The sequence below is a fragment of the Anabaena sp. FACHB-83 genome, from assembly GCF_014697485.1.
Taxonomy (GTDB): domain Bacteria; phylum Cyanobacteriota; class Cyanobacteriia; order Cyanobacteriales; family Nostocaceae; genus Nostoc_B.
The window spans coordinates 331715-355982 of record NZ_JACJRY010000005.1; the positions used below are offsets into that span (position 1 = coordinate 331715).

Annotated in this window: 16 protein-coding genes; 10 read left to right on the forward strand and 6 right to left on the reverse strand. The window is 38.4% G+C overall.

Going from position 1 to position 24268, the window contains the following annotated elements:
• The first annotated feature begins 96 nt into the window (after positions 1-96).
• From panP to H6G79_RS09275, 10 genes are all read left to right on the forward strand, one after another.
• Positions 97-1740 (forward strand): pyridoxal-dependent aspartate 1-decarboxylase PanP, encoded by a 1644-nt coding sequence (gene panP / locus H6G79_RS09230; RefSeq protein WP_190588350.1) that lies wholly within the window; start codon positions 97-99, stop codon positions 1738-1740.
• 485 nt (positions 1741-2225) lie between these two features.
• Entirely contained in the window at positions 2226-6785 is a 4560-nt protein-coding gene (locus H6G79_RS09235) for a type I polyketide synthase (RefSeq protein ID WP_190588349.1), read from the forward strand.
• Between the two features lie 207 nt (positions 6786-6992).
• A complete protein-coding gene (locus H6G79_RS09240) occupies positions 6993-11099 on the forward strand; it encodes a non-ribosomal peptide synthetase (protein WP_190588348.1) in 4107 nt (1368 codons plus the stop codon).
• A 9-nt stretch (positions 11100-11108) separates the two neighbouring features.
• Positions 11109-12488, forward strand: coding sequence for a cytochrome P450 (locus H6G79_RS09245; protein ID WP_190588347.1), 1380 nt, complete (start codon positions 11109-11111; stop codon positions 12486-12488).
• A gap of 224 nt (positions 12489-12712) precedes the next feature.
• Complete coding sequence (locus tag H6G79_RS09250; RefSeq protein WP_190588346.1) at positions 12713-13594, forward strand: SDR family NAD(P)-dependent oxidoreductase; 882 nt, start codon at positions 12713-12715, stop codon at positions 13592-13594.
• Positions 13587-14600, forward strand: a complete 1014-nt coding sequence (locus tag H6G79_RS09255) for a sucrase ferredoxin (protein ID WP_190588345.1) — start codon at positions 13587-13589, stop codon at positions 14598-14600. Before H6G79_RS09250 ends, H6G79_RS09255 begins: the two co-directional genes overlap by 8 nt.
• Positions 14601-14766: 166 nt before the next feature.
• Positions 14767-14994 (forward strand): MbtH family protein, encoded by a 228-nt coding sequence (locus H6G79_RS09260; RefSeq protein WP_190588344.1) that lies wholly within the window; start codon positions 14767-14769, stop codon positions 14992-14994.
• A 106-nt stretch (positions 14995-15100) separates the two neighbouring features.
• Positions 15101-15988, forward strand: a complete 888-nt coding sequence (locus tag H6G79_RS09265) for an oxidoreductase (protein WP_190588343.1) — start codon at positions 15101-15103, stop codon at positions 15986-15988.
• Between the two features lie 319 nt (positions 15989-16307).
• On the forward strand, positions 16308-17105 hold the full coding sequence (locus H6G79_RS09270; protein WP_190588342.1) for a thioesterase II family protein: 798 nt from the start codon (positions 16308-16310) through the stop codon (positions 17103-17105).
• A gap of 347 nt (positions 17106-17452) precedes the next feature.
• Complete coding sequence (locus H6G79_RS09275) at positions 17453-18775, forward strand: MFS transporter (RefSeq protein WP_190588585.1); 1323 nt, start codon at positions 17453-17455, stop codon at positions 18773-18775.
• Positions 18776-19030: 255 nt separating this feature from the next.
• On the opposite strand, the gene H6G79_RS09280 is transcribed toward H6G79_RS09275, so the two are convergent.
• From H6G79_RS09280 to fldA, 6 genes are all read right to left on the reverse strand, one after another.
• Positions 19031-19318, reverse strand: a complete 288-nt coding sequence (locus tag H6G79_RS09280) for a hypothetical protein (RefSeq protein WP_190588341.1) — start codon at positions 19316-19318, stop codon at positions 19031-19033.
• A 69-nt stretch (positions 19319-19387) separates the two neighbouring features.
• Positions 19388-19672: a hypothetical protein gene (locus H6G79_RS09285; RefSeq protein WP_190588340.1), complete on the reverse strand. Its 285-nt coding sequence runs from the start codon at positions 19670-19672 to the stop codon at positions 19388-19390.
• 118 nt (positions 19673-19790) lie between these two features.
• On the reverse strand, positions 19791-20753 hold the full coding sequence (locus H6G79_RS09290; RefSeq protein ID WP_190588339.1) for a chlorophyll a/b binding light-harvesting protein: 963 nt from the start codon (positions 20751-20753) through the stop codon (positions 19791-19793).
• A gap of 107 nt (positions 20754-20860) precedes the next feature.
• Complete coding sequence (locus tag H6G79_RS09295; protein ID WP_190588338.1) at positions 20861-21895, reverse strand: chlorophyll a/b binding light-harvesting protein; 1035 nt, start codon at positions 21893-21895, stop codon at positions 20861-20863.
• Between the two features lie 494 nt (positions 21896-22389).
• Positions 22390-23142 carry an alpha/beta fold hydrolase gene (locus tag H6G79_RS09300; RefSeq protein WP_190588337.1) on the reverse strand — a complete coding sequence of 251 codons (753 nt, stop codon included), beginning with the start codon at positions 23140-23142 and terminating at the stop codon, positions 22390-22392.
• 128 nt (positions 23143-23270) lie between these two features.
• The gene (gene fldA, locus H6G79_RS09305; RefSeq protein WP_190588336.1) at positions 23271-23783 is read right to left on the reverse strand and encodes a flavodoxin FldA; all 513 of its coding nucleotides are present in this window, start codon (positions 23781-23783) and stop codon (positions 23271-23273) included.
• Between the last annotated feature and the right edge of the window lie 485 nt (positions 23784-24268).

Below are 24268 nucleotides of genomic sequence, written 5' to 3' on the forward strand. Positions count from 1 at the left end.
CGCAAAGGACACGAAGTTAAAGAGTTTGAGAGAGTTATTGCGTAAGTTTTAAGGTTAAAAGCAACAGCATCAATATTAGTAATTCAAGGAAAATCCATGACATTAAGTGAAACAGAAATTTTATCTCGAAACAATCTTACTCCCACAGAAAAAATCGTACAAACTGATATTGGCGAGTATGTTAAACAAATATTTGCCCCAAATCACGGGAAATATATAGAAAATCAACTTGATGAAATAGTTGATGATTTATCGACTGATTTTTTAATGGCTGAAGATGCCAATACCAATGCTGAGATTGACTGGATTATTAGCAAATTTGGCAATAGTCAAATCCCGGTAGAACCGACTGATTTTGACAGCTATTTTCAATCTTTAAATGAGAATGTCGTTGCTCATTCTATACATACGTCAGCGCCGCAATTTATTGGTCACATGACTTCGGCGCTACCCTCCTTTGTGCGCCCTTTGGCAAAGTTGATGACGGCGATGAATCAAAATGCTGTCAAAATCGAAACGGCTAAAGCTTTGAGCTTTTGTGAACGGGAAGCTTTGGCGATGATGCACCGTCAAATTTATCATTTATCTGATAATTTCTACAATCAACATATTCAAAATAATCAAAGTACCTTGGGTATTTTGGTTTCTGGTGGAACAACGGCAAATATCACGGCTTTGTGGTGCGCTCGCAATAAATCTTTAGGCGCGACCCATGATTTTTTAGGTATAGAAAAAGAAGGGTTAACAGCAGCATTAAATTATTATGGTTATGAAGGGGCGGTAGTCATTGGTTCGGAATTGATGCACTTTTCTTTTGATAAAGCTGCGGATTTAATGGGAATCAGTACTAAAAATTTGATTCGCGTCCCAGTTGATGCTAATAATCGCGTTAATATCCCAGCATTACGCCAAACTGTTGCAGAATGTCGCGCCAAAAACTTACATATTATCGCTATTGTTGGTATTGCTGGAACAACCGATTCTGGTAGTGTTGATTCGTTAACAGAAATTGCTGCAATTGCCCAAGAAAATCATGTACATTTCCATGTCGATGCTGCTTGGGGTGGCCCTGTAATTTTTTCGCGCAAATATCAGCATAAACTAGCGGGAATTGCACAAGCTGATTCTGTGACAATTGATGGACATAAGCAATTGTATTTGCCAATGGGTATTGGAATGGTATTTTTCCGTGACCCTTATTTAGCTTCAGCAATTGAAAAACAGGCGAGTTATACGATGCGTAAGGGGTCGTTTGATTTAGGTAAACGGGCTTTAGAAGGTTCTCGTCCAGGGATGGCGTTATTTTTACATGCTGGTTTGCAGCTAATTGGGTTGAATGGTTATGAGTTTTTGATTGATGAAGGTATCCGCAAAACCCAATATATGGCGGCACGAATTGAGGAGTTACCGGAGTTTGAATTGTTGGCGCAACCTGATACAAATTTGTTAATTTATCGTTATATTCCTGAGCAATTTCGAGATGTAGTTAGTCATAAAAAATTAACTGAATCTGATAATCAAATTATCAATGATTTTAATGAACGCTTGCAGAAAAAGCAGCGTCAGATTGGGCGGACTTTTATTTCCCGAACTACAAAAACAACTATCAGTTTAGATAAGGAAATACCAGTGATTGCGATGCGTGCGGTGATTGCTAATCCTTTAACTACTGAAGGAGATATTGATGCAGTTTTACATGATCAAATTCAGATTGCGGCAACAATGCCACTGACATATTAATCGAAGAAGACAGGAGGCAGGAGGAAAAATATATATTTTTCCTTCTGTAATATGGTCACAAGCCCATAATACCAATTCTATGTGAGTCTGCATTTAATCTTCATATCTCTTCTTTCTTTGTGTTCTTTGCGCCCTTTGTGGTTCGTTATTTAATTCAGTGCATCTTCATACAGAATTGGTATAAACATAAATTGATTTATGAACATTAAGTAAGTCGTTGGGAAAAAACTATATTCAGAAAGGTTAATTAACGTGGTGTGCAACTTTCTCTCAAACCTAACCCCCAACCCCTTCCCTACGAGGGAAGGGGCAAGATTCAAAGCCTCTCTCCTTGCAGGGGAGAGGTTTGGAGAGGGGTTTCAAGAATAAGTTGCACATCGCGTTAATCAAGTTAAAATCTTCTCTCTTCCTGCTTCCTGCCTTCTCCTAACTACAAGATGTCGCTCTACACCGTTCTATTTACTGTCAGGTTTTGACTTATGGATATGGCTAATAATTTTATTGATAGCTTAAATAATCAAGATGCGATCGCTATTATTGGAATGGCGGGTCGGTTTCCTGGAGCTAATAAAGTTGATGGCTTTTGGCAAAACCTGAGAAATGGTGTAGAGTCAATTTCTACTTTCACGGATGAGGAGCTAATTGCTGCTGGGATAGATGCTAAATTGCTCAACAATCCCAATTATGTGAAAGCCAGCGCCATATTAGAAAATATCGATTTATTTGATGCGGCTTTTTTTGGTTTTTCGCCTAGAGAAGCTGAAGTTACAGACCCACAACACCGCATTTTTTTAGAGGCTGTTTGGGAAGCTTTAGAAAATGCAGGTTACAACTCTGAAACTTACCGCGATCGCATCGGTTTATTTGCTGGTGTTGCTGCTAGTGATTATCTACTTTCTAACTTATATAATAATCGCAGTTTTCTCGAATCAGCCGACAGTTATCAAGTTTTAATCGGCAATGATAAGGATTTTTTACCGACTTTAGTTTCTTACAAATTAAATTTGCGAGGGCCAAGTATTAATGTTCAAACAGCTTGTTCGACATCATTGGTAGCTGTACATTTAGCTTGTCAAAGTTTACTCAATGGTGAAAGTGATATAGCTTTAGCTGGCGGTGTGACGATTGCAGCCAAACCCAAAACTGGATACGAATATCAACCAGGGGGAATTAAATCTCCTGATGGTCATTGTCGGGCTTTTGATGTTAATGCCAACGGTACTGTTTTTGGCAATGGTGTGGGGGTTGTCGTCTTAAAACGCTTAGAAGATGCAATTAATGATGGTGATTTTATTCATGCAATTATTAAAGGTTCAGCCGTTAATAATGATGGTTCTTTAAAGGTAGGATATACCGCCCCTAGTGTTGACGGTCAACGGGAAGTGATTTTAGAAGCTTTAGCCTTGGCTGGGGTGGAAGCGGAAACTATCAGTTATATCGAAACCCACGGTACAGGAACGGCTTTAGGCGACCCGATTGAAATTCAGGCTTTGACCCAAGCTTTCCGCCAGAGTACAGATAAAACAGGTTTTTGTGCCATTGGTTCTGTCAAAACTAATATTGGTCATTTAGATACGGCCGCCGGTGTGACAGGATTAATCAAAACTGTCTTGGCTTTAAAACATCAGCAAATCCCTGCAAGTTTGCATTTTCAGCAGCCAAACCCCCAAATCGATTTTGCCCATAGCCCTTTTTACGTCAATACCCAATTATCAGAGTGGAAAACCAACAGCACACCCCGCAGGGCTGGTGTAAGTTCTTTTGGTATTGGCGGGACTAATGCCCATATCATTTTAGAAGAAGCTCCTGTCATTCCTGCTTCTAGTTCTTCCCGTCCTTGGCAATTGTTACTGTTGTCGGCGAAAACCAGCACGGCTTTAGAAACAGCAACAGCCCAACTGCGCGATTATTTGACACAAAATTCTGATGTTCCCCTGGCTGATGTGGCTTATACTCTGCAAGTCGGTCGTCGGGCTTTTGATTATCGCCGCATCATGATTTGTCACGGCCATTCTGATGCAGTTAAATTGCTAGATAATCAAGATAATCAACGTATTTTTAATCACCACTATCAGCCGAGCCACTGTCCTGTCATCTTCATGTTTTCGGGACAAGGAACGCAGTATGCAAACATGGGTCGGGAATTATATGAACTGGAACCAACATATAAAAAATACGTAGATACCTGCGCTGAAATTTTACAGCCCTATCTTGGTTTAGATATTCGTTCTCTGCTTTACCCCCATCCAGAGGCGACAGAAGCGGCTGCAAATCAACTACAACAAACATTCCTCACCCAAAGCGCCTTGTTTGTCACAGAGTACGCCTTAGCACAGTTATTGATGTCTTGGGGTGTGCATCCAGAGGCGATGATTGGTCATAGTATAGGCGAATATGTCGCGGCGGCGATCGCTGGTGTATTTTCTTTAGAAGATGCTTTGGCAATTGTGGCAAAAAGAGGACAGTTAATGCAGCAACTACCCCCAGGCAGTATGCTGGCAATTAAGTTACCCGCCAAAGATGTGCAGTCACTCTTAGATACCTACGAGTTGTATAGAGAGTCTCTGCAAATTGCGGTGATTAACAGTCCATCTGCTTGCGTAGTGTCAGGAATCAGCAGTGTAATTACAGCCTTGGAACAACAATTAACTGTGCAAGCAGTTGAATGTCGGCGGTTGCACACATCTCACGCTTTCCATTCGTTGATGATGGAACCAATATTGCCAGCATTTCGGGAGACTTGCAAAACAGTTAAACTTAATCCACCAAAAATTAGCTTTATTTCTAATGTCACTGGTACTTGGATTACTCCAGCACAAGCCACAAACCCTGATTATTGGTGTCAACATTTACGCCAAACTGTCAGATTTTCTGAAGGGATATCACAACTAATTCAGCAGTTTGATGGTGTGTTTTTAGAAGTGGGGCCGGGGCGGACTTTAAGCACACTCACCACACAGCATTTAGGTAAAAATTCTCAGCAACAAGTATTAAGTTCGTTACGCCATATCAAAGACCAACAATCTGATATTTGCTTTTTATTACAAACATTAGGTCGGCTGTGGCTGGCGGGTTTAGAACTTGATTGGTCAGGATTTTATCGTCATGAACAGCGTCATCGTTTGCCTTTACCGACTTACCCATTTGAAGGTAAAAGATACTGGATTAATCCCCAATCTTCATCTGTTGCGAAACAAGATATTGCTGACTGGTTTTACATTCCTTCTTGGCAACGTTCTTTACTAACTCATTCATCCGCAACCAGAAAATCAACATGGCTATTGTTTGCAGATGATTTGGGAGTTGGTGAGCAAATACTTGATAAGTTGAAAGATAAAGGTAAAACTGTTGTTAGTGTTCACCAAGGTGATGAATTTAAGAAAATCAGTACAACTAGTTATCAAATTAATCCCTACTCAAACTCAGACTATGAATTATTAATTCAAGAATTAATATCATCGGGACAACAACCGGAAAATATTGCTTACTGTTGGAGTTTAAATCAGTCTGAAAATTCTCAACCTAACAAATATTTAGAGTGCAAGAGTTTACTATCTTTAACTCAAAGTATTAGTAAGCTGAAAAACCACCTACAAATCAAGGTGATAACCAACAACATTCTAGAAGTAAATGGAAATGAAAAAATAAACCCAGAAAAAGCACCAATCTTAGGTTTATGTCAAGTAGTCTCCCAAGAGTACCCCCATATTACTTGCCAGTGTATTGACATTGTTTTAAATTGCGATCGCAGCGATAATCAGGTTATTGAGCAATTATTAAATGAGCTAACTTCTGTATCTTTAGATAAGGTCATTGCTTACCGCGATCGCTATCGTTGGGTACAAACATTTACACCAGTTCATTTAGATGCCATTGTTGCCGATAATATCCCTTTCCGAAACAGGGGGATTTACCTATTTGCGGGTGGTTTAGACAGTCTAGAATTTGTGCTGGCAAAATATTTAACAACAACTTGCCAAGCCAAACTGATATTTATTGAAAATGCTCAATTTCCCAAACAAGAGAACTTCTCACAATGGCTAGAAATTCATCCGTCAGATGATACTATCAGCCAGAAAATTCAACATTTTATCGCCTTGGAAGAACTCGGTGCAGCAGTTTTATTGTTGCGTGCCGATAAAACTAATTATGAGCAAATGCAGCAAATCCTTACGGAAAATGTTGAACAAATTCATGGTGTGATTTATGCCACTGGAATTAAGCATGAACAAATATTTGGTTCTTTGGCAGAAATTACAGCTAGAGAATTAGAAAATCTCTTAAAATCACAACATAGTCAAATTACTATCTTAGAAAAAGTCTTACATAACTACAATCTAGATTTTGGTTGTATCTTTTCTTCCTTGACTAGCATTTTAGGAGGATGTGGTTTATGTTTAGATGCCGCAGTTTATCAATTAATTGATAGTTGGAGCAATCAACTTAATCGAAATAATTCTTGTCCGTGGTATATTATTAACTGGGATAATATACAACTAAATCCAGCCCAAGAATCAATCATATCTGAGCAAGTTTCTGGAACAACATTAGCAATTACACCAACAGCAGCAATAGAAGTATTTCAGCGAGTCCTTGCTTGTCCGCCAGGAACTCAGATGATTATTTCTCCAGTTGATATTAATACCAGAAAAACTCAGACAATTAACCTTGATTCTTGGCAAGATACACAATCTAATCATCAATTAGATTCATCCCCGCGCCACTCTAGACCTAGCCTGAATAACTCATATATTGCGCCTACAAATGAGTTAGAAAAGCAAATTACGGAAATTTGGCAAGAGGTACTAGGAATTACAGAAATTGGGATTTATGACAACTTCTATGAGTTAGGAGGCGATTCACTAATTGCAACTCAATTGGTTTCTCGTTTGCGGGCTAAATTCCCTGTGGATTTACCTTTGCGTGACCTGTTATTAGAAGCAATGACTCCAATGAAGCAGGCAGAATTTATTGAACAGTTGATGTTAGAGAAGATTGCTGAATTATCAGAGGAAGAAGTAGCTTTACTCTTAAGTAATGTCTAAGAGGGTGTTTGAAAAGTCTCTAACTATGTATCAAAGACTTTTAGATCCCCCTAAATCCCCCTTAAAAAAGGGGACTTTGATTCTTGTTCCCCCCTTTTTAAGGGGGGTTAGAGGGGATCTGAATGTACTTAAAGTCACAGCCAAAAACTTTTCAAACAACCTCTAATTCAGGAATAATTAAACGCCGATTAAGGAAATTTTATAATTATGGATAAACAATACTCTAATTTATCACCAGCGAAAAAGGCTCTTTTAGAAAAATGGAAGGGGGGAAAACTTAAAGCTGATGTTATTCCTAAGCGCCAAAATATTTCAAATATTCCCTTATCTTTTTCGCAACAAAGACTATGGTTTATTGATCAGCTTTATCATGGGAGTGATTTCTACAATATTCCTCTTGCTTTTCATATCCAAGGAAATTTAAATATTGCCGCTCTTGAACAAAGCTTAAATGAAATTCTCAAGCGTCATGAAGTGTGGCGGACAAATTTTAAGGTTGTCAATGGAGAACCTGTCCAAGAAATTACGCATCAATTAAATTGGGAATTATCGCTTATTAACTGTGAACATTTATCTGGTAAAAATTGGGAATCGGAAGTTAAATTATTGGCGGCGGAATTCGCCAGACAACCTTTTAACTTAGCGAAAGAATTGTTAGTTAGGGCGAATTTATTGCGCTTGAGTGCAGAATCACATATTTTGCTGGTGACTATGCACCACATTATTACCGATGGCTGGTCTTGCGGGGTATTTTTGCGGGAGTTATCCGCGCTGTATGGGGCTTTCTCGACAAACCAACAGCCAACTTTACCAGAACTTCCAATACAGTATGGAGATTTTGCCATTTGGCAACGCGATCGCCTGCAAGGTGAATTACTCGCCAATCAATTACAATATTGGCAAGCACAACTCCAGGGTGAGTTACCTATATTACAACTACCTACAGACCGTCCGCGACCTCAAATTAGTAATTTTGTTGGGGCGAAGCAATATTTTAGATTATCAAAATCCCTGACAAACTCCCTCAAACAATTAAGTCAGCAAACCGATACAACTTTATTTATGAGTTTGCTGGCGGCGTTTAATATCCTTTTATATCGCTACACAAATCAAGCAGATATCTTAATTGGTTCGCCAATTGCTAACCGCAACCGCCCAGAATTGGAAGGAATGCTGGGGTTATTTGTCAATACTTTAGTATTGCGTAATAACCTCAGTGGAAATCCTAGTTTTCGAGAATTTTTACATCGAGTCCGGGAAGTAACTCTGGGTGCATACTCTCATCAAGATTTACCATTTGAGATGCTAGTAGAACAATTGCAACCAGAACGCGACTTAAGCCGAAATCCCCTTTATGAAGTCATGTTTGTGTTGCAAAATACGCCTAGCACTGTGGAGGAAGTAGCGGGGTTAACTTTGCAAACTTTAGAGTTTGATAGCGGGACATCTCAATTAGATATCTTTCTTTCTATGTCTGAATCTGAAACAGGATTAACAGGCTTTTTGGAATATAATACTGACATTTTTGATGCGTCAACCATTACAAAATTTATCAATCATTTTCAAACTTTATTAACAAATATCATTGCTAATCCAGAACAGCGCCTGAGCGAATTATCGCTGTTAACAACTTCAGAGCAAGAACAACTATTATATAAGTTTAATCAAACTCATACAGATTATTCCCAAACTGCATCTCTACATCAATTATTTGAGCAGCAAGTTGAACTCACACCAGATTCCATCGCCTTAATTAGCGAGTCTGAACAAATTACTTATCGTCAACTAAACCAAAGAGTTAATCAGCTTGGAAATTTTTTACAAAAACAAGGTGTAACACCAGCAACTTTGGTAGCTCTATGTCTGGAACGCGATATAGATATGATAGTGGGGATTTTAGCTATTCTCAAAGCTGGTGGTACATACATTCCCCTAGATCCGAGTTATCCAGTAGAGCGGTTAAATTTTATGCTCTCTGATTCCCAAGCAAAACTATTAATTACCAAACAAGCAATATTAGCAAAACTATCATTATCTGCGGCTCAAATTATTTGCTTAGATACTCATCAAGAAGAACTGGCGCAAGAAAGTACAGAAAATCCGATTCACATTTATTCATCGGATGATATTGCTTATATTATCTATACTTCTGGTTCCACTGGTAAACCTAAAGGTGTTCTTGGCACTCATCGCGGTACAATCAACGGCTTACACTGGTTATGGAAAACCTATCCTTTTAAGCCAGGAGAAGTTTGTTGTCAAAAAACAGCTATTAGTTTTGTTGATTCTGTCTGGGAAATTTTTGCGCCTTTACTACAAGGTATTACCACAGTAATTATTAGCAATACAACTTTGTTAGATCCACAATTATTTATCGAATCTCTAGGACATCACAAAGTTAGTCGAATTATTCTTGTACCTTCATTACTCCGGTTGATTCTAGATAATTATAGCCATCTGATTCATAAATTATCACATCTCAAATTCTGGATAACGAGTGGAGAAGCATTATCGATTAAATTGGTGCAGGGTTTCTATGACTTAATGCCATTTGCCAAGTTAATCAACCTTTATGGCTCATCGGAAGTTTCGGCAAATGCAACTTACTACGATACTAGTTTATTACCTATTCAAGCCCAGAGTGTGCCTATCGGTCGTCCAATTAATAACACTCAAACTTATGTTTTAAACGGTGATTTGCAACCAACACCGATAGGAGTAATAGGAGAACTGTATATTGGTGGTGATGGGTTGGCAAAAGGATATTTACATCGTCAAGATTTAACCAAAGAAAGATTCATTGATCATCCTTGGATTCTGGGAAATAAACTTTATAAAACAGGCGATTTAGTGAGATATTTACCCGATGGCAATTTGGAATATTTAGGCCGCCGTGATGAACAAGTAAAAATCAGAGGTTTCCGGGTAGAATTAGGAGAAATAGCAAGTGCGATCGCGCAACACCCAAATGTCCAAGAAGCAGTTGTGATTACTAGCAATGAGCATCCCGAAAATATCCGCTTGCTTGCCTATATCGTTACCAATAAGCCAGATATAACTCCCGAATTATCATCTTATTTACAACATAAACTGCCTAATTATATGTTGCCGTCAGCTTTGATTTTACTGGATGCTCTGCCACTCACACCTAATGGTAAAGTCAACAAAGCTGCCTTACACCAAACTGAAATTATCCAGCAAAATTCCCAGATATCAAAAATAGCTGCCCGAAATTTTAACGAATTAGCTTTAGTGAAAATTTGGGAAAATATCTTAAACACTCATCCTATCGGCATCAAAGACAACTTTTTTGAATTAGGCGGACATTCCTTTTTGGCTGTACGTGTGATGGCGCAAATTTATGATAAATTTGGATATAATCTTCCTTTATCAACTTTATTTGAAAACCCAACAATTGAAGAACTAGCCGAAATTGTTAATCAACCATTCCGAGAAACTTCTAATTCTCCTTTGGTAGCTATTAACTCGGCTGGTAATCAGCTACCTTTCTTCTGTATACATGGTGCTGGCGGTAACATTAGCCCCTATTTTAAATTATCAAGAATCTTGGGCGAGGACTATCCATTTTATGGATTAGAATATAAGCCAGATCCCGAACAACCTGATATAATTTCCGTAGAAAAACTAGCAACTCGCTACCTCAAAGAAATTCGCCAACTCCAACCCAATGGCCCCTATCTTTTAGGCGGACATTGTTACGGTGGAATACTGGCTTTTGAAATAGCCCAGCAACTACAAAAACAAGGTCAAAAAGTAGGTTTAGTGGCAATTATCGATGCCATTTTACCAGAAACTGCTATTCAAACAAGTCCTGATGATGATGCCAAGTTTTTGCTGCGGTTGGCGGAAGAAACAAAAATTTGGAATGGCATAAATTTATCGCTATCTTTTGAAGAAATGCGAGATTTATCACTCCATGAGCAATTTAATTTAATCAATCAAAAAGCCAACTTTATTTTTTCAGAAGCTGAGATTCAAGATTTTTTACATCATTATAAAGTTTTCAAAGCTAATGTCCAAGCAATGCGAAATTATGTACCGCAAGCTTATCCTGATGCCTTAACTATCTTACGAGCCGAAGAAGAAATTGTTCATGATTTTGACAATCCTGAATGGACTACTAATGACCCCTTTTTAGGTTGGGGTAAATATGGCAGTGCATCTACGCAAGTGATTGAAATTCCTGGCAATCATTTCTCAATTTTACTAGAACCTCATATTCATGAATTAGCCAAACAATTAAAAATTTGTATTGATGATGCTGTTTGTAATTTCACTATGTCAAAGGAGTAAAAGAGGCTGATGAAACTACCACCTGGGCCAAAAACTCCTGCTTGGTTGCTGGCTTTGCAATTCGAGGCTGATTTCTTTGGCTATATGGATACTATTTATCAACGTTATGGTGACATTGTGACTGTAATGTTTGATTCAACACCGACAATTTACGTGAGTAATCCTTCAGGAATCAAGGAGATTTTTACCCACACTAAAGAAGTTGTAGCAAAGGGAGAATTAAACCAAAATTTTGCTTTATTAACAGGAGAGCAAGGAGTTTTACAACTAGATGGATTACGTCATAAAAATCGACGCAAGTTGTTAATGTCGGCTTTTCATGGTGAACGGATGCAAGCCTGTGGGAAACGCATCTGTGAACTAACAGCAAGAGTCATGAATCAACAAACAATTGATAAACCTTTTCTGGCTTACTCAGCTTTAGAAGAAATTACTTTGGCGGTAGGTATAGAGGTAGTAATGGGATTGCATGAAGGAGAACGCTATGAAAAAGTAAAACATTTATTTGCTGCTGTTTTTAAACATGAACTCTCGCCACTGGTACAACTGCTGACAAAACTACCCTTTTGGGGATGGGATTTAGGGAGGTGGAGTCCCCAAGGAAATTTGCTTTACCTGCGACAAGAACTGTTTCAAGTGTTGTCGGATGAAGTAAAAGCACGTCGCCAGCAAGCAGATTTATCACGCACTGATATTCTCTCAGATTTGGTATTAGCGAGTGATGAGATGGGGGAAGCGATCGCAGATGAAGAAATCCGAGACTTATTAATTTCACCTATCGGGGCGGCGCAAGGTGCTTCAGCAACCGCGATCGCTTGGGCTTTGTACTGGATTCATCGTTTACCTGATGTGTGCGATCGCCTGCGGGAAGAACTTACCAGCCTTGGCGAAAACCCAGATATCACCAGCATATTAGCCTTACCTTATCTCAACGCTGTGTGTAACGAAGTTTTACGCATTTACCCAACTCAACTGTTTGCCTTCCCTCGCATTGTAGAATCTCCAGTAGAAATTATGGGCTATCAATTAAGTCCAGGCACTATATTAATTGCTAACATTTATTCCACACATCAGCGCGAAGATTTATACCCAGAACCAAAACAATTTAAACCAGAACGTTTTTTAGAAAAACAATTTTCCACCTACGAATTTTTACCCTTTGGTGGGGGTTCCCGTGTTTGTATTGGCGGCACATTTGCTTTATTTGAAATGAAATTAGTATTGGCTACCATTCTTTCCCGTTATCAATTAAAACTAGTGAATCAACAACCAGAAAAACCAAAATTTGATGGACTTCTTTGTTACCCTGCTAGTGGCGTAAAGATGGTTGTATCTGCTCAAAATCAACATCAGCGATCGTCAGTATCTCTTGTTTCTGGTATGTTTTAGGAATTATGCAGAAAAGAGAGACAAGGGGGACAAGGTAGAGAAGGGAGAAAGATGGTTGTAAATCATTTAATATAACTTACGTAATAACTCTCTTAAACTCTTATATCTTCGCGTACTTTGCGCTCTTTGCGGTTCGTTATTTCTACTTTTAGGTAAGTAATACAAATATTATTTATACAGCGATTTGGAAATCAAAAATATATCTTATCTGGGAGTAATTAAAGATGAATCAAAGTCATAAAGGTGCAGTTGTCATCACAGGAACATCAACAGGTCTTGGTCGAGCCGCCGCACTTTTTCTAGACAAAAAAGGATATCAAGTTTTTGCCGGAGTCCGCACCGAAAAAGATGCGGAGTCACTCAAACAAGCTGCGTCTGGTAATTTAATACCAATCATTTTGGACATCACCAAACCAGAACAAATTAAATCAGCTTTGGACTTTGTTTCATTAGCAGTTGGCGAACAAGGATTATTTGCTTTAATTAATAATGCTGTTGTCGCTGCTAATGGAGCAATTGAATGTACAACCATCGAAGATATTAGATTAAACTTTGAAGTCAATGTGATTGGTCAAATCGCTGTGACTCAAGCATTTTTACCAATGCTACGCAAAGCTAAAGGCAGAATCATCAATATTAGTGGTGTTTGTGGCAGAGTCGCTGTACCATATTTTGGAATTTTATCCGCAACAAAAGCCGCCTTGGAATCACTGACAGATTGTTTAAGAATGGAGTTAAAATCTAGCGGCGTTGATGTTCTTTCAATATTGCCAGCCGATGCCTTATTAACTCCAGAACAAGCAGATAAACAAGAACTAAATTATCAAAAAACATTGGCTAATATTTCACCAGAACATCAAGCTTTATATGGCAAAAACCATAAAATTCATATAGACAATGTTATCAAGCATAATCGGGAAATTGGCTCACCCCTGGAGACTGTAACCGAGGTAATTTTAGAAGCTTTAGAAGCGAAAAAGCCAAAAAGACAATATTTCCCCACTAAATATCCTTGGTCATTAAGGCTATTTGCAGTATACAAAAGACTGCTACCATATCAATATTTTCATGATCAAATCTACTTTAAGAGCTTCAACTATGATTAGCAACACAATAGATTGCCGTTTTTGTTCTTTAGTTTCTAAAGCCAATAAAGAAGATCCCATTGGTACAGCCATAACTTGCGACCATTGGCTAATTATGGAAGTTCCCCAACCTTGGCCGCAAGAAATTTATCAACAAAACCCCACTATCAAATCATTAATTAGTGCATACCAGGAGTTAGTTTTTAAATATAAAATTCAGTTGAAACCACTATTAATTGCGCCTGACCGCGAATATTCTGAGCCTGGTTTAACTCGTATACTTTACTACTATCGTCCTGCACATTTGTTTTCTAAGTTTGAAAAACAGGAATTTATTGTTCCTGAAAATCAAGCTGCCGCTTTAGTAACAGCAATATTTCAGCAGTTAATTCAAAAACCTAATAATTTATCAGATTTTCAAAAATATCAACAACAAACAAGTCATATTCGTGAATTAATGATTTGTACCCATGCTCAAGTAGACCTAGCTTGTGGGAGATTTGGTAATCCTTTATATCGGCAACTACGCAAACAATATGCTCCTTTTAGCAACGGAAACTTAAGAGTCTGGCAATCATCTCATTTTGGTGGTCATCAGTTTGCGCCAACACTGATTGATTTACCACAAGGATATTTCTGGGGACATCTGGAGTCATCTGTATTAGATTTACTAGTGGAACAAAATAATTCAGTTCTGGGTTTACGTCCATACTACCGAGGATGGGCAGGTTTAAACCAATTTGAGCAAATTGCCGAACGTGAAATTTGGATGCAGTCTGGTTGGAGTTGGCTGAATTATTTAAAAGCAGGAAAAGTACTAGCAATGGAAAAAGTTGCGGAAGAATGTCAGCCTGATTGGGCAGAAGTTCAAATTGATTTTATAGATCCTCATACTCAAACAAAAGGTAGCTATCAAGTCAGAATAGAAACCTGTGGTGAGGTGATGACTGCATGTAACTCAGCAACAGTCATGGAATTAGAACCAGTTAAGCAGTATCGCGTTAGCCAGTTGGTTAGGCTGGAGTAAAAAAATGATTTCATAAATACAATCTCAAATTAAAAGATAAATCTAATGTTTCGCTTCTCTATCTAATAATTGTTTCTAAAGATTTCAAAACTTTGGCAATCTCATCATGATGAGTATTTCAGAGTTATTGATAATAAAGTTCTGCAAGGATAATGTGAGGTAAATTATGTATCAAAATGAGAAAGAAGACACAACAATCTACAAAGTTGTAGTTAATCACGAAGAACAATATTCTATTTGGCCTTTAGAGCGGGAAAATCCTCTTGGTTGGCAGGATGTTGGCAAAAATGGACTCAAACAAGAATGTTTAAATTACATCAAAGAAGTTTGGACTGATATGAGGCCTCTTAGTCTCAGACAAAAAATGCAAGCAACTTCTAACAATATTCAGTAACTATGAGAATTTGTAATTTATCAATACTGTAGAAAAGTTGTACACAACATCTCTAAAACAACCGATAAATTGCATTAGCAACAATTTTAAAAAAAGGAGAATAGCGATGGAAAAACAAACAAGAGTATGGTTTATTACTGGTTGCTCCAGTGGTTTTGGTCGAGCCTTGGCAGAAACAGTACTGGAGAAGGGTGAAATAGTAGTGCTAACAGCACGAAACCCTCGAAAGCTAGAAGATTTAGCCGCCAGCTTTCCAGAACAGACATTAGCATTGCAACTTGATGTGACAAAACCCGAACAAGTCAGAGAATCTGTCAAAAATGCGATCGCTCGCTTTGGCAGAATTGATATACTCGTCAACAATGCTGGGTGTGAAGTTGCCGGCATACTCGAAGAAGTTAGTGATGATGCCATCAGGCGGCAATTTGAGACGAATTTTTTTGGTGTTATAGACATGCTGCGAGTTGTCATACCTTATATGCGTCAGCAGCGTAGTGGGCATATTCTCAATATCTCATCAGCAGCTTGCTTTATGTCTGGTGCAGGCGGAGGAATTTATATCAGCAGCAAGTTAGCTTTAGAAGGAATTTCTGGTTCTTTAGCTAACGAAGTCGCCCACTTGGGAATCAAAGTCACAATGGTTGAACCAGGCGCATTCAGCACCGACTTTTTCAACAAATCTCATGTTTTAGTTGAAACAAAAATCCCAGAATATCAACCAATTATTAAAGACATGAGCCAATGGATAAAAGATGTCAAAGAGCAGAAAATTAAATTAATTGGTGATCCCAAAAAAGCTGCTTTAGCAATGATTAAAGCAGTTGATAGCGATGTCCCACCACTCAGATTAGCTTTGGGAAGCGATGCAGTCGAAACCATTGATGGTGCATTGCAATTTATTAAAGAAGGATTGGACGCTTGGAAAGAAGTATCCACAAGTACTGATTTTGATGAAGTGGTAACAGATAAAATGCAAGTTGCTGCTGTTAATTAAAGGGTTTATGGCCTTTCCTAGTTTGCTAAAGAAGCAAATTTATCTGTTTTCATCAGCGTTAATCTGCGTCCATCTGCGGTTAATTATTCTTGCTTGTATCTCACTAGGCGTTGTTGATGAACCCGCGCAGGAGGTCACTGAGCTTGCAATGCCCTGAGCTTGTCGTTCGCGTAGCGTCTCCGGCAGGAGAAGGGTCGAAGTGCGGGTTTAGTTTGTGTAGCCCCAGACTTCAGTCTGAGGGCTATATATCCGCTAAATACAAGATGTGAATAAACAACCATCAACCACCCTGCAAAAATTATGATTGAGAATGAGGATTATGATCAATAGACAAACATTCAACTCTTACATAACTTGTCCTAAACCTAATCCTCAAGCTCAATTCAGGTTATTTTGCTTTCCCTATGCTGGTGGTAGCTCGCTAATTTTTCGCACATGGTATGCCAGCTTACCCCAAAATGTTGAAGTTTGCCCCATAGAACTTCCGGGACGAGGAAAGCAGATGAAAATACCTGCATTTACGCAAATGGAAACTTTGGTGAAAGCGATCGCACCCATCTTACTACCATATTTAGACAAACCATTTGCTTTTTTCGGTCATAGTATGGGTGCATTGATCAGTGCTGCACTAGCTTGGCATCTTGCTGAAGAATATGACAAACAGCCATTGCACCTATTTGTTTCTGCTAGTCGCGCTCCCCAAATCCCATTATCAAAACCACCAATCCACACCCTACCAGAACATGAGTTTAAACAAAAACTGCGTCGTCTGAATGGTACACCTGCTTCAGTATTAGAAAATGACGAATTAATGCAGCTATTGATCCCTATCCTACGGGCAGATTTTACACTTTCCGAAACTTATATTTACACCCAACAACCCCAAGAAACACCGCTAGAATGCCCAATTACCGCCTTCGGTGGATTGGAAGACCAAGAAGTGAGTATTCAAGAACTAGAAGCGTGGCGATCGCTTACCAAAAATTCCTTTCAACTAGAAATATTCCCTGGAAACCACTTTTTTATACACTCATCCCCATCACTCTTACTCGCAAATCTAACCGCATACTTCCAAGCTTCTGATTTAAGTTTACCAATAACAATAAATCGACTTTAAATCATAAAAATATAAAAAATCTATCTATAACAATAGCACTATAAAAATATAGTAATCAGCAATAACTGATCAACATTTATCTACCTTATTCACCTTGTCTCAGTTATTCACATATCAGACTGCTATATCAAAATTCATATCTAATACAAAATTAAAAAATGATTGCGACAGATTGATGGCTCAAAAGCTTACCGATCAACCCTTACCCAATCTAAAATCTAAAATCCAAAATGGTATAACATCTTGATTGATTCATGATTTTAAACACTAATTTATGAGGCCTCACTCCTTCCTCAAAAACTCATTTTCTATTTCCCGGTAACCCAATAATTATAATGTCAAATTTAATGTCAGAACAACCAACTAACACCAGCCTACGGAACTTTCTCATTATTTGGCTAGGTCAACTAGTTTCGGGGATTGGTAGCCAAATGACCGGCATTGCTTTAGAAATTTGGGCATGGGAAACCACTGGACAAGCAACTACTCTCGCCCTCGTAGGCTTTTTTGGCTTACTTCCTAGCATTATTATTACTCCCATTAGCGGTATAATTGTAGACCGTTATAACCGGAAATTATTAATGATGTTTGGTGATACTGTTGCTGTTCTTGCAACTATTACCCTCCTATTTTTATATATCAACAATTTATTACAAATTTGGCATCTTTATGTGGCAGCAGCTTTTGTAGGTACTTTTAGCCAATTTCAATATTTAGCTTACTCTGCATCAGTATCATTAATGATACCTAAACAACACTATACTCGTGCCAGCAGTCTTGAGTTTTTATCTCATCACAGTGCAATTATTATTGCGCCTGCTTTAGCAGGATATTTTTATCAAGTAATTGGTTTATTTGGCATTTGGCTAATTGATATTTCCACTTTTATTGTTGCCATTTCCACTATTTTATTTATACCTATTCTCCAGCCTAGCCAAACAGCAGAAAAACAAGAAGATTTTTGGCAAAATTTAGGGTATGGTGTGCGTTACCTGACTGCCCACAAAAGCCTTCTATTACTATTAGTCATTAACTTATTATTTTTCTTTGCCCACGACCTAGGAGGTTCACTTTACATACCCATGATTCTCGCCCGCACAGGTAATGATACTTTAGTGCTGGGTAACTTAATCACAGCCGCAGGATTTGGTGGTGTGTTGGGAGCCTTAATTGTGAATAAGTGGGGAGGTTTCAAAGACAAAATTAGAGGTATTTTACTGGGAATGATGGGTGTTGGTTTAACAAAAATAGTATTTGGTTTAGGTCGAACTTTGTGGGTGTGGATTCCTCCACAATTTTTGTGTTCTTTAAGTTTTACAGCCGGTGGAAGCGCCGATAACGCAATCTGGTTAGCTAAAGTAGCGCCTAATGTGCAAGGAAGGGTTTTTGCTGCACGCTCTTTGCTTTTACAATTAGCTTCAGCTGTTGCCGTTTTAGTTGCTGGCCCCCTAGCAGATAAAGTATTTATCCCTGCTTTTAGTCAAGAAGGTAGTATGGTGAGTAATTTAGGAGGAATATTCGGGGCTGGTACGGCTGGGGGACTGGCAATGTTATATGTAATTTGTGCGGTGTGTATGTTTTTGGTAGGGTTAGCGGGATTTAGTGTGCCACTGCTCCGAAATTTGGAAAAGATTTTACCCGACTATGAAGAAAAAGTATCTGCTGAATGAGGATTGTATAGCAATCCTAAATGATTTATAAACCTTCCTCTCCCTTGTCTATCCCCTCCTCCTTGTCTCCCTTGTCTTTGTTATTCACACACCAACTAAGACTGCTATAGTGGCTCAATATATCGCATTGATTCAGAAATCATTGTGTGTTAGCCTGCATTCACAGGCTTTGTTTGTATAGCTCCAGACTTCAGTCTGAGGGGTTTATTTTTACCTCCGGTTAGTGAGTGTAGCCTAACGGTTGGTGAGCGTAGCCTAACGGTTGGTGAGCGTAGTCGAACCACTGCCTTCTGTCCTACCATCAATTTCTAGAGATTTCTTGATTTGTTTCAATTGCTTCCAAAGTTGGTGAATTTGTTTGTAAGCGTCTTCAGCAGAAATTTTCCCTCCTGTTTGTAAACTACAAATATAGTTAACTCGTTGAGAAAAATCTTGTAGATGTGCATTGAACGTTATATTCTCTGCTTTTAATTGTCCATGATATGGATTACGAGGATAGAGAAAGTCACATAATTCAGCCAAAAAATCAGAGTTAGTATTCATGAGAGTCAATTAAGAATAGGTTAAATACGCAGTTTTCCAAGTTCTACACATACAAAATTAATTTGCTGATCAGCCTTTTTTATCTAACTTCCAAATGCGCCCTGATTGACAAGCATTACAAGCAGCCGTTTTTGGCTCAAAATCAAGACAGCTAATCGCCTGTTCTGAACAGGCTTTCTTTGGGTGTACTGTACATTTAAGCCGATAGTCATTAGTAAAAAACTCGCACTTATGACAAGGAATTTGATGTAACCTCCACAAAAAACTAATTCCTTTTTCGAGAGTTGTCCACACACTCCAAAATAATAAAACCATGATTGTCCAGGCTAATAAGGCACATAAAATTATAGCCATCGCTATTTATTACTCCAAAAAAGTTTTAAGAAATTGCCTACAGTTCAAAAATTCAACCGTAGGCAAAGGAAGGAACATGAGAATAGCTAATGTTGAGGAAAGAGGAAAATAGAAATAATTAGGAAATGCTACGCGCTCTCCAACTGTGCCAAACATAGCCAACAAAGGCTAAGACTCCGAGAATTAATTGGGTAGTTGTTGCCACAAAACGTTCTGAACCGTAAAACTCTGTGGGGAAAACTGTAGTGTTATATCCCACAAAACTAGCAGAAATCCAAGCCATTAAAGCTAAACCAAGCAAACTGTAAGCTAGAATTTCTTCCCCGTTTTTGATTGGTAAAAATTTTCTGACCCAAGCAAATGGCTGTAGGAGAATATGCCAGATACCACCCAGAATTAAAATTCCTCCAATCCAGATATGACCGCCAATGACATCTTCTAGGTTGTCAACGCTGGCTATTCCTAAAGGATGCCAAGCATGATTTTTTAACCCTACTAAATAACTAAAAATTACAATAGGGTTGAGAGTCGGGTTATTAATTAGGCTGACATCACCTAAATGAGTATCATAAATACCACCAACAAACATGGCTTTGATCACAAGTAAGAATGCCCCTAAACCTAAAATAATTAAATGATGTCCTAAAATTAAACTTAATTGTTTAGGGTCATTCCATTCATAGTGAAATCTTGCAGTTCTGCCACCGTTGTTGTGTAAAATCGCTGGGGCGCGAAATACATGAAATAGTCCACCTGCACCTAAAACCGCAGATGCAATTAAATGCAATACACCAATTACAAAATAAGGATAGGTATCAACTACTTTACCCCCAGCACCTACTCCCCAACCTAAAGTTGCTAAGTGTGGTAATAAAGTCAAACCTTGTTCATACATAGGAAGATCAGGAACAAAGCGCAGAACTTCTGAGATAGTAGTTGTCCCAGCCCAAAACATAATTAATCCTGCATGAGCCAGATGAGCGCCTAATAATTGACCAGATAAATCGGTTAAACGGGAATTACCAATTAACCAAGCTAATTTTGTATTGGTTGCAAAGGTTTTATCAGTAGAAATTACCACTGTTATCTGTCCTCTTGAGAAAGGTGCTGAGTTTGTATAGACTCAGCACGTTAAACTGATCCTTATCACTCAGAGATCGATGTCAACAATTGACAACTGACGACTGATTATTCAATACTGCCAATGGCATTCAATGATTTTTCAACTTCTTTAAAGTCAACACCAATAGCTCTTAGGGCGTGCCACAAATGACCTTGTAAGAAAAAGAAAGCTAAGAAAAAGTGGGCGTTAGCTAACCATGCTCTAGAACTAAAATCGCCATTGGCTAACTTAACAGTATCGGCAAAATAAGGAGTGACACCCAGTTTCAGTTCTAAGGGCGCACCATAAAACTCTACAGGATAAGCTAAGGTGTTGACAGCACAGAAGTAAGCTGCAACAAATCCAGCTAAGGCAATACCACCTAAAGAGTAAGAAAGAATTGCTTCTCCAGAAAAGATTAAGAGCTTTTTCGCCCAAGGTAAAGGTTCTTGAATAATGTGCCAGATCCCGCCACCAATGAGGATTAAACCTACATAGATATGACCACCAACTAAGTCTTCTAGGTTATTAACATCTACAAAATGAGTTTGATAGCCATAGATAACCAACGGGTTGAGGGTAGGGTTAGTAACTACTCTGACAGCATGAGTTACGGAGTCGTATAGCCCTCCCCAGAACATAGCTTTGCCGACCAATAATAAAGCAGCTACACCCAAAAATAAAAGATGATGACCTAAAATCAACCCAAGTTGTTTAGGATCATTCCATTCAAAGTGAAATTTACGTGCAGAACCAGTTGTATTTTTTAAGTTGCGTGGTGCTTTGAAGGTATGAAATAGCGCACCTGCTCCCAGAACGGCGGACGAGATTAAATGCAAGGCTCCGATGAGGAAATAAGGGTAGCTATCGACTATCTGACCAGCTGCACCAATACCAATACCCAAAGTAGCTAAATGGGGAAGCAGGATGAGTCCTTGTTCTCCCATCGGAATTTCAGGCTTATAACGAGAGATTTCAAACCATGTAAATGCCCCTGCCCAAAACATCGAAAGTGCGGCTTGGGCTACGTGTGCGCCGATAAATAAGCCAGAGAGATTGGCAAAGCGGGCGTTACCAACCCACCAACCATATTTGACGTTGGGATTATCGTATGTCTGCATTGGTTTCTAATCTATGAGTTGTTGCTAGAAATACTCAAGTAGTGACTAATTAACTTCAAAGTTCAACAGTTGACACAATAACCGATACAACAAGGCAAAAGTCAAAGGGCAAAAGGAAAAAGAAGGAATATTGATACCACAAGCCTTTGAGCAATTTCTTATGGTCTGTTTATTTACGCCAACCTGTACTAGAGAGAATTTTAAGCTTGAAGTTAATAGTTGGTTTGTTGCTTACAAATCTAATTTATTGAAAATTATTCTTAATAGCAATAGGTATTACAAAACTTAACAATTAGAAATTAGGAGTAATTAAACAGCAAAAAACAGACGACAAGAGTTGATTTTGTCGCTGTCTAAATGTTAGATAAAAATTAACTAGGGAAGTATTTATGACCCTAGAGTATGTACGGAGGTTCTATTTGGGAAATAGAGGAAGGAGACAAGAGAGAGAAGTTTGTTTGATAAAGTTTGGAGAATAAATAAAGTGTCTGTGGTTAATTTTTCAAAGTGATAGAAAATAGTTGAGTTTTAGCTATGATTGGTGAATGATATGGTTGCCAAAAGCGTAATATGGCTTCTCCAACTGGCTGGGGGTAGAAGTAGTGAAAGAAATGATATCCTTTGGAATATTCCCAGAAATCATCTTCTGGTTTAAACATTTTCAACCATTTTTCTAATGTTGGGGAATTGACAATCGGATCATTCTGACTCCCACAAACCATCATTGGCATAGAAACGCCACCTGTAGGTAAGTCAATTAACTTAAATAGAGAGTGGGATAAAGGTGTTTGCTCTAAGTCTCTCTTTAATACGGCGATTAGTTTTTTGGTAGTGTTATGTGGTTGTTCACCAAATAGATGACGAACGGTATTTGCTAATATCTGTTCACGACTGATAGGAAATAATTGTCGTTGCAGATAATAGTGGACATGCCAAGTGTTTGCAGGTTGAGAGGCGACAGATAAAAGCACAAGCGATCGCACTTTTTCGGGATATCGCCGCGCATAAGTCAGAGCGATCGCACCACCCGCACCATGACCTGCTAAATTTATTGGGTAAGCACATGCTGATAAAAACTCATCCAATAAATCTACAGCCTCATCTATGGAACTGCCTTCATCTTTACCGGAACGATATTCCCACTGAGCTACATTTACATATTGCGAGATGTATTGTAATAAGGGTTGATCGAAACGCTGCAATACAGGACTAGAACTAATCCAGACAACATCAATATCATCATACATAAAAACTCTATAACCTCAAAGATTTATGACATTCAATCATCAGGTATATAAACTGTCAGGATCAGAAATTACGCACCAAAATTGTCTATATATGTGCGTAATTCCTGCCCTAAATTCTGATACTCACACTACAAACCAAACTCTCTTTTTAACTGGGATACCCAATCTTTTATCCGTTTATCTGTTAAATCAGATTGATTATCCTCATCAATAGCTAACCCAACGAATTTGCCATTTTTTAAAGCTTTAGAATCGTTAAAGTCATAACCGTCAGTTGACCAATAGCCGACAGTTTTTCCTCCGCGTTGAGAAATCTTTTCTTCTAAAATTCCCATTGCATCCTGAAAATTATCAGCATATCCAATTTGGTCGCCAGTTCCAAAATAAGCAACTACTTTACCACTAAAATTTATGTCGTCTAGTTCGGGAAAAAAGCCTTCCCAATCACTTTGTAATTCACCAACATTCCAAGTAGGACAACCAATAATCAGATATTGATACTCTTCAAAATCAACAGTATCCGCTTGAGAAATATCGTGTAGTGTGACTACACCATTACCAAACTCATCCCGAATGATTTCCGCCACAGATTCAGTCTTACCTGTTTGAGTACCGTAGAATAAGCCAATTTTTTGCGACATCTTCAACCCCAATATTGAGAAAGTTTACTATTGATAATCAACAAATATCTAGCTCTTAGCGATGATATTTGCAGCAAAATAAACTATGTCTGTTGTTCTCAACAGACAAAAAGCAGTTTTGCATCTTATTTGGCTAAAGCTTCTGGACTTTGGATGCCATATCTGATGTTAGCTATATAATTGCCAAACTTATTGATATATATATTCAATAAGCTTTGAGCATATCTTATCAGATTTATTGAGACAGTTTGTCAGTAAAAGCAAAAAATTTTTGTAAAAATGCAAGATGAATAGGACTGGCGTGTATACGCCTGGATTTCTCTCTTGTGAGAAATCCAGGTGTGGGAAGGGTGGGAAGGGTGGGAGGTGTGGCTGACAGGTGTAGGTTTTTTACAAGGGTGTGAGTATTCATTCTCAGAGTCGGAAAATAAAAGAAGAAAAGCAAGTGAAAAAGAGGCTCAAATGCTAAAAAATGAGTACCTCAA

Bases quoted from the DNA above. Each gene is read 5' to 3' on its own strand.
- H6G79_RS09250 (WP_190588346.1), top strand. From the start codon at position 12,713: ATGAATCAAAGTCATAAAGGTGCAGTTGTCATCACAGGAACATCAACA.
- H6G79_RS09270 (WP_190588342.1), top strand. From the start codon at position 16,308: ATGATCAATAGACAAACATTCAACTCTTACATAACTTGTCCTAAACCT.
- H6G79_RS09255 (WP_190588345.1), top strand. From the start codon at position 13,587: ATGATTAGCAACACAATAGATTGCCGTTTTTGTTCTTTAGTTTCTAAA.
- H6G79_RS09245 (WP_190588347.1), top strand. From the start codon at position 11,109: ATGAAACTACCACCTGGGCCAAAAACTCCTGCTTGGTTGCTGGCTTTG.
- fldA (WP_190588336.1), bottom strand. From the start codon at position 23,783: ATGTCGCAAAAAATTGGCTTATTCTACGGTACTCAAACAGGTAAGACT.
- panP (WP_190588350.1), top strand. From the start codon at position 97: ATGACATTAAGTGAAACAGAAATTTTATCTCGAAACAATCTTACTCCC.
- H6G79_RS09260 (WP_190588344.1), top strand. From the start codon at position 14,767: ATGTATCAAAATGAGAAAGAAGACACAACAATCTACAAAGTTGTAGTT.
- H6G79_RS09295 (WP_190588338.1), bottom strand. From the start codon at position 21,895: ATGCAGACATACGATAATCCCAACGTCAAATATGGTTGGTGGGTTGGT.
- H6G79_RS09280 (WP_190588341.1), bottom strand. From the start codon at position 19,318: ATGAATACTAACTCTGATTTTTTGGCTGAATTATGTGACTTTCTCTAT.
- H6G79_RS09265 (WP_190588343.1), top strand. From the start codon at position 15,101: ATGGAAAAACAAACAAGAGTATGGTTTATTACTGGTTGCTCCAGTGGT.
- H6G79_RS09240 (WP_190588348.1), top strand. From the start codon at position 6,993: ATGGATAAACAATACTCTAATTTATCACCAGCGAAAAAGGCTCTTTTA.
- H6G79_RS09285 (WP_190588340.1), bottom strand. From the start codon at position 19,672: ATGGCTATAATTTTATGTGCCTTATTAGCCTGGACAATCATGGTTTTA.
- H6G79_RS09235 (WP_190588349.1), top strand. From the start codon at position 2,226: ATGGCTAATAATTTTATTGATAGCTTAAATAATCAAGATGCGATCGCT.
- H6G79_RS09275 (WP_190588585.1), top strand. From the start codon at position 17,453: ATGTCAGAACAACCAACTAACACCAGCCTACGGAACTTTCTCATTATT.
- H6G79_RS09300 (WP_190588337.1), bottom strand. From the start codon at position 23,142: ATGTATGATGATATTGATGTTGTCTGGATTAGTTCTAGTCCTGTATTG.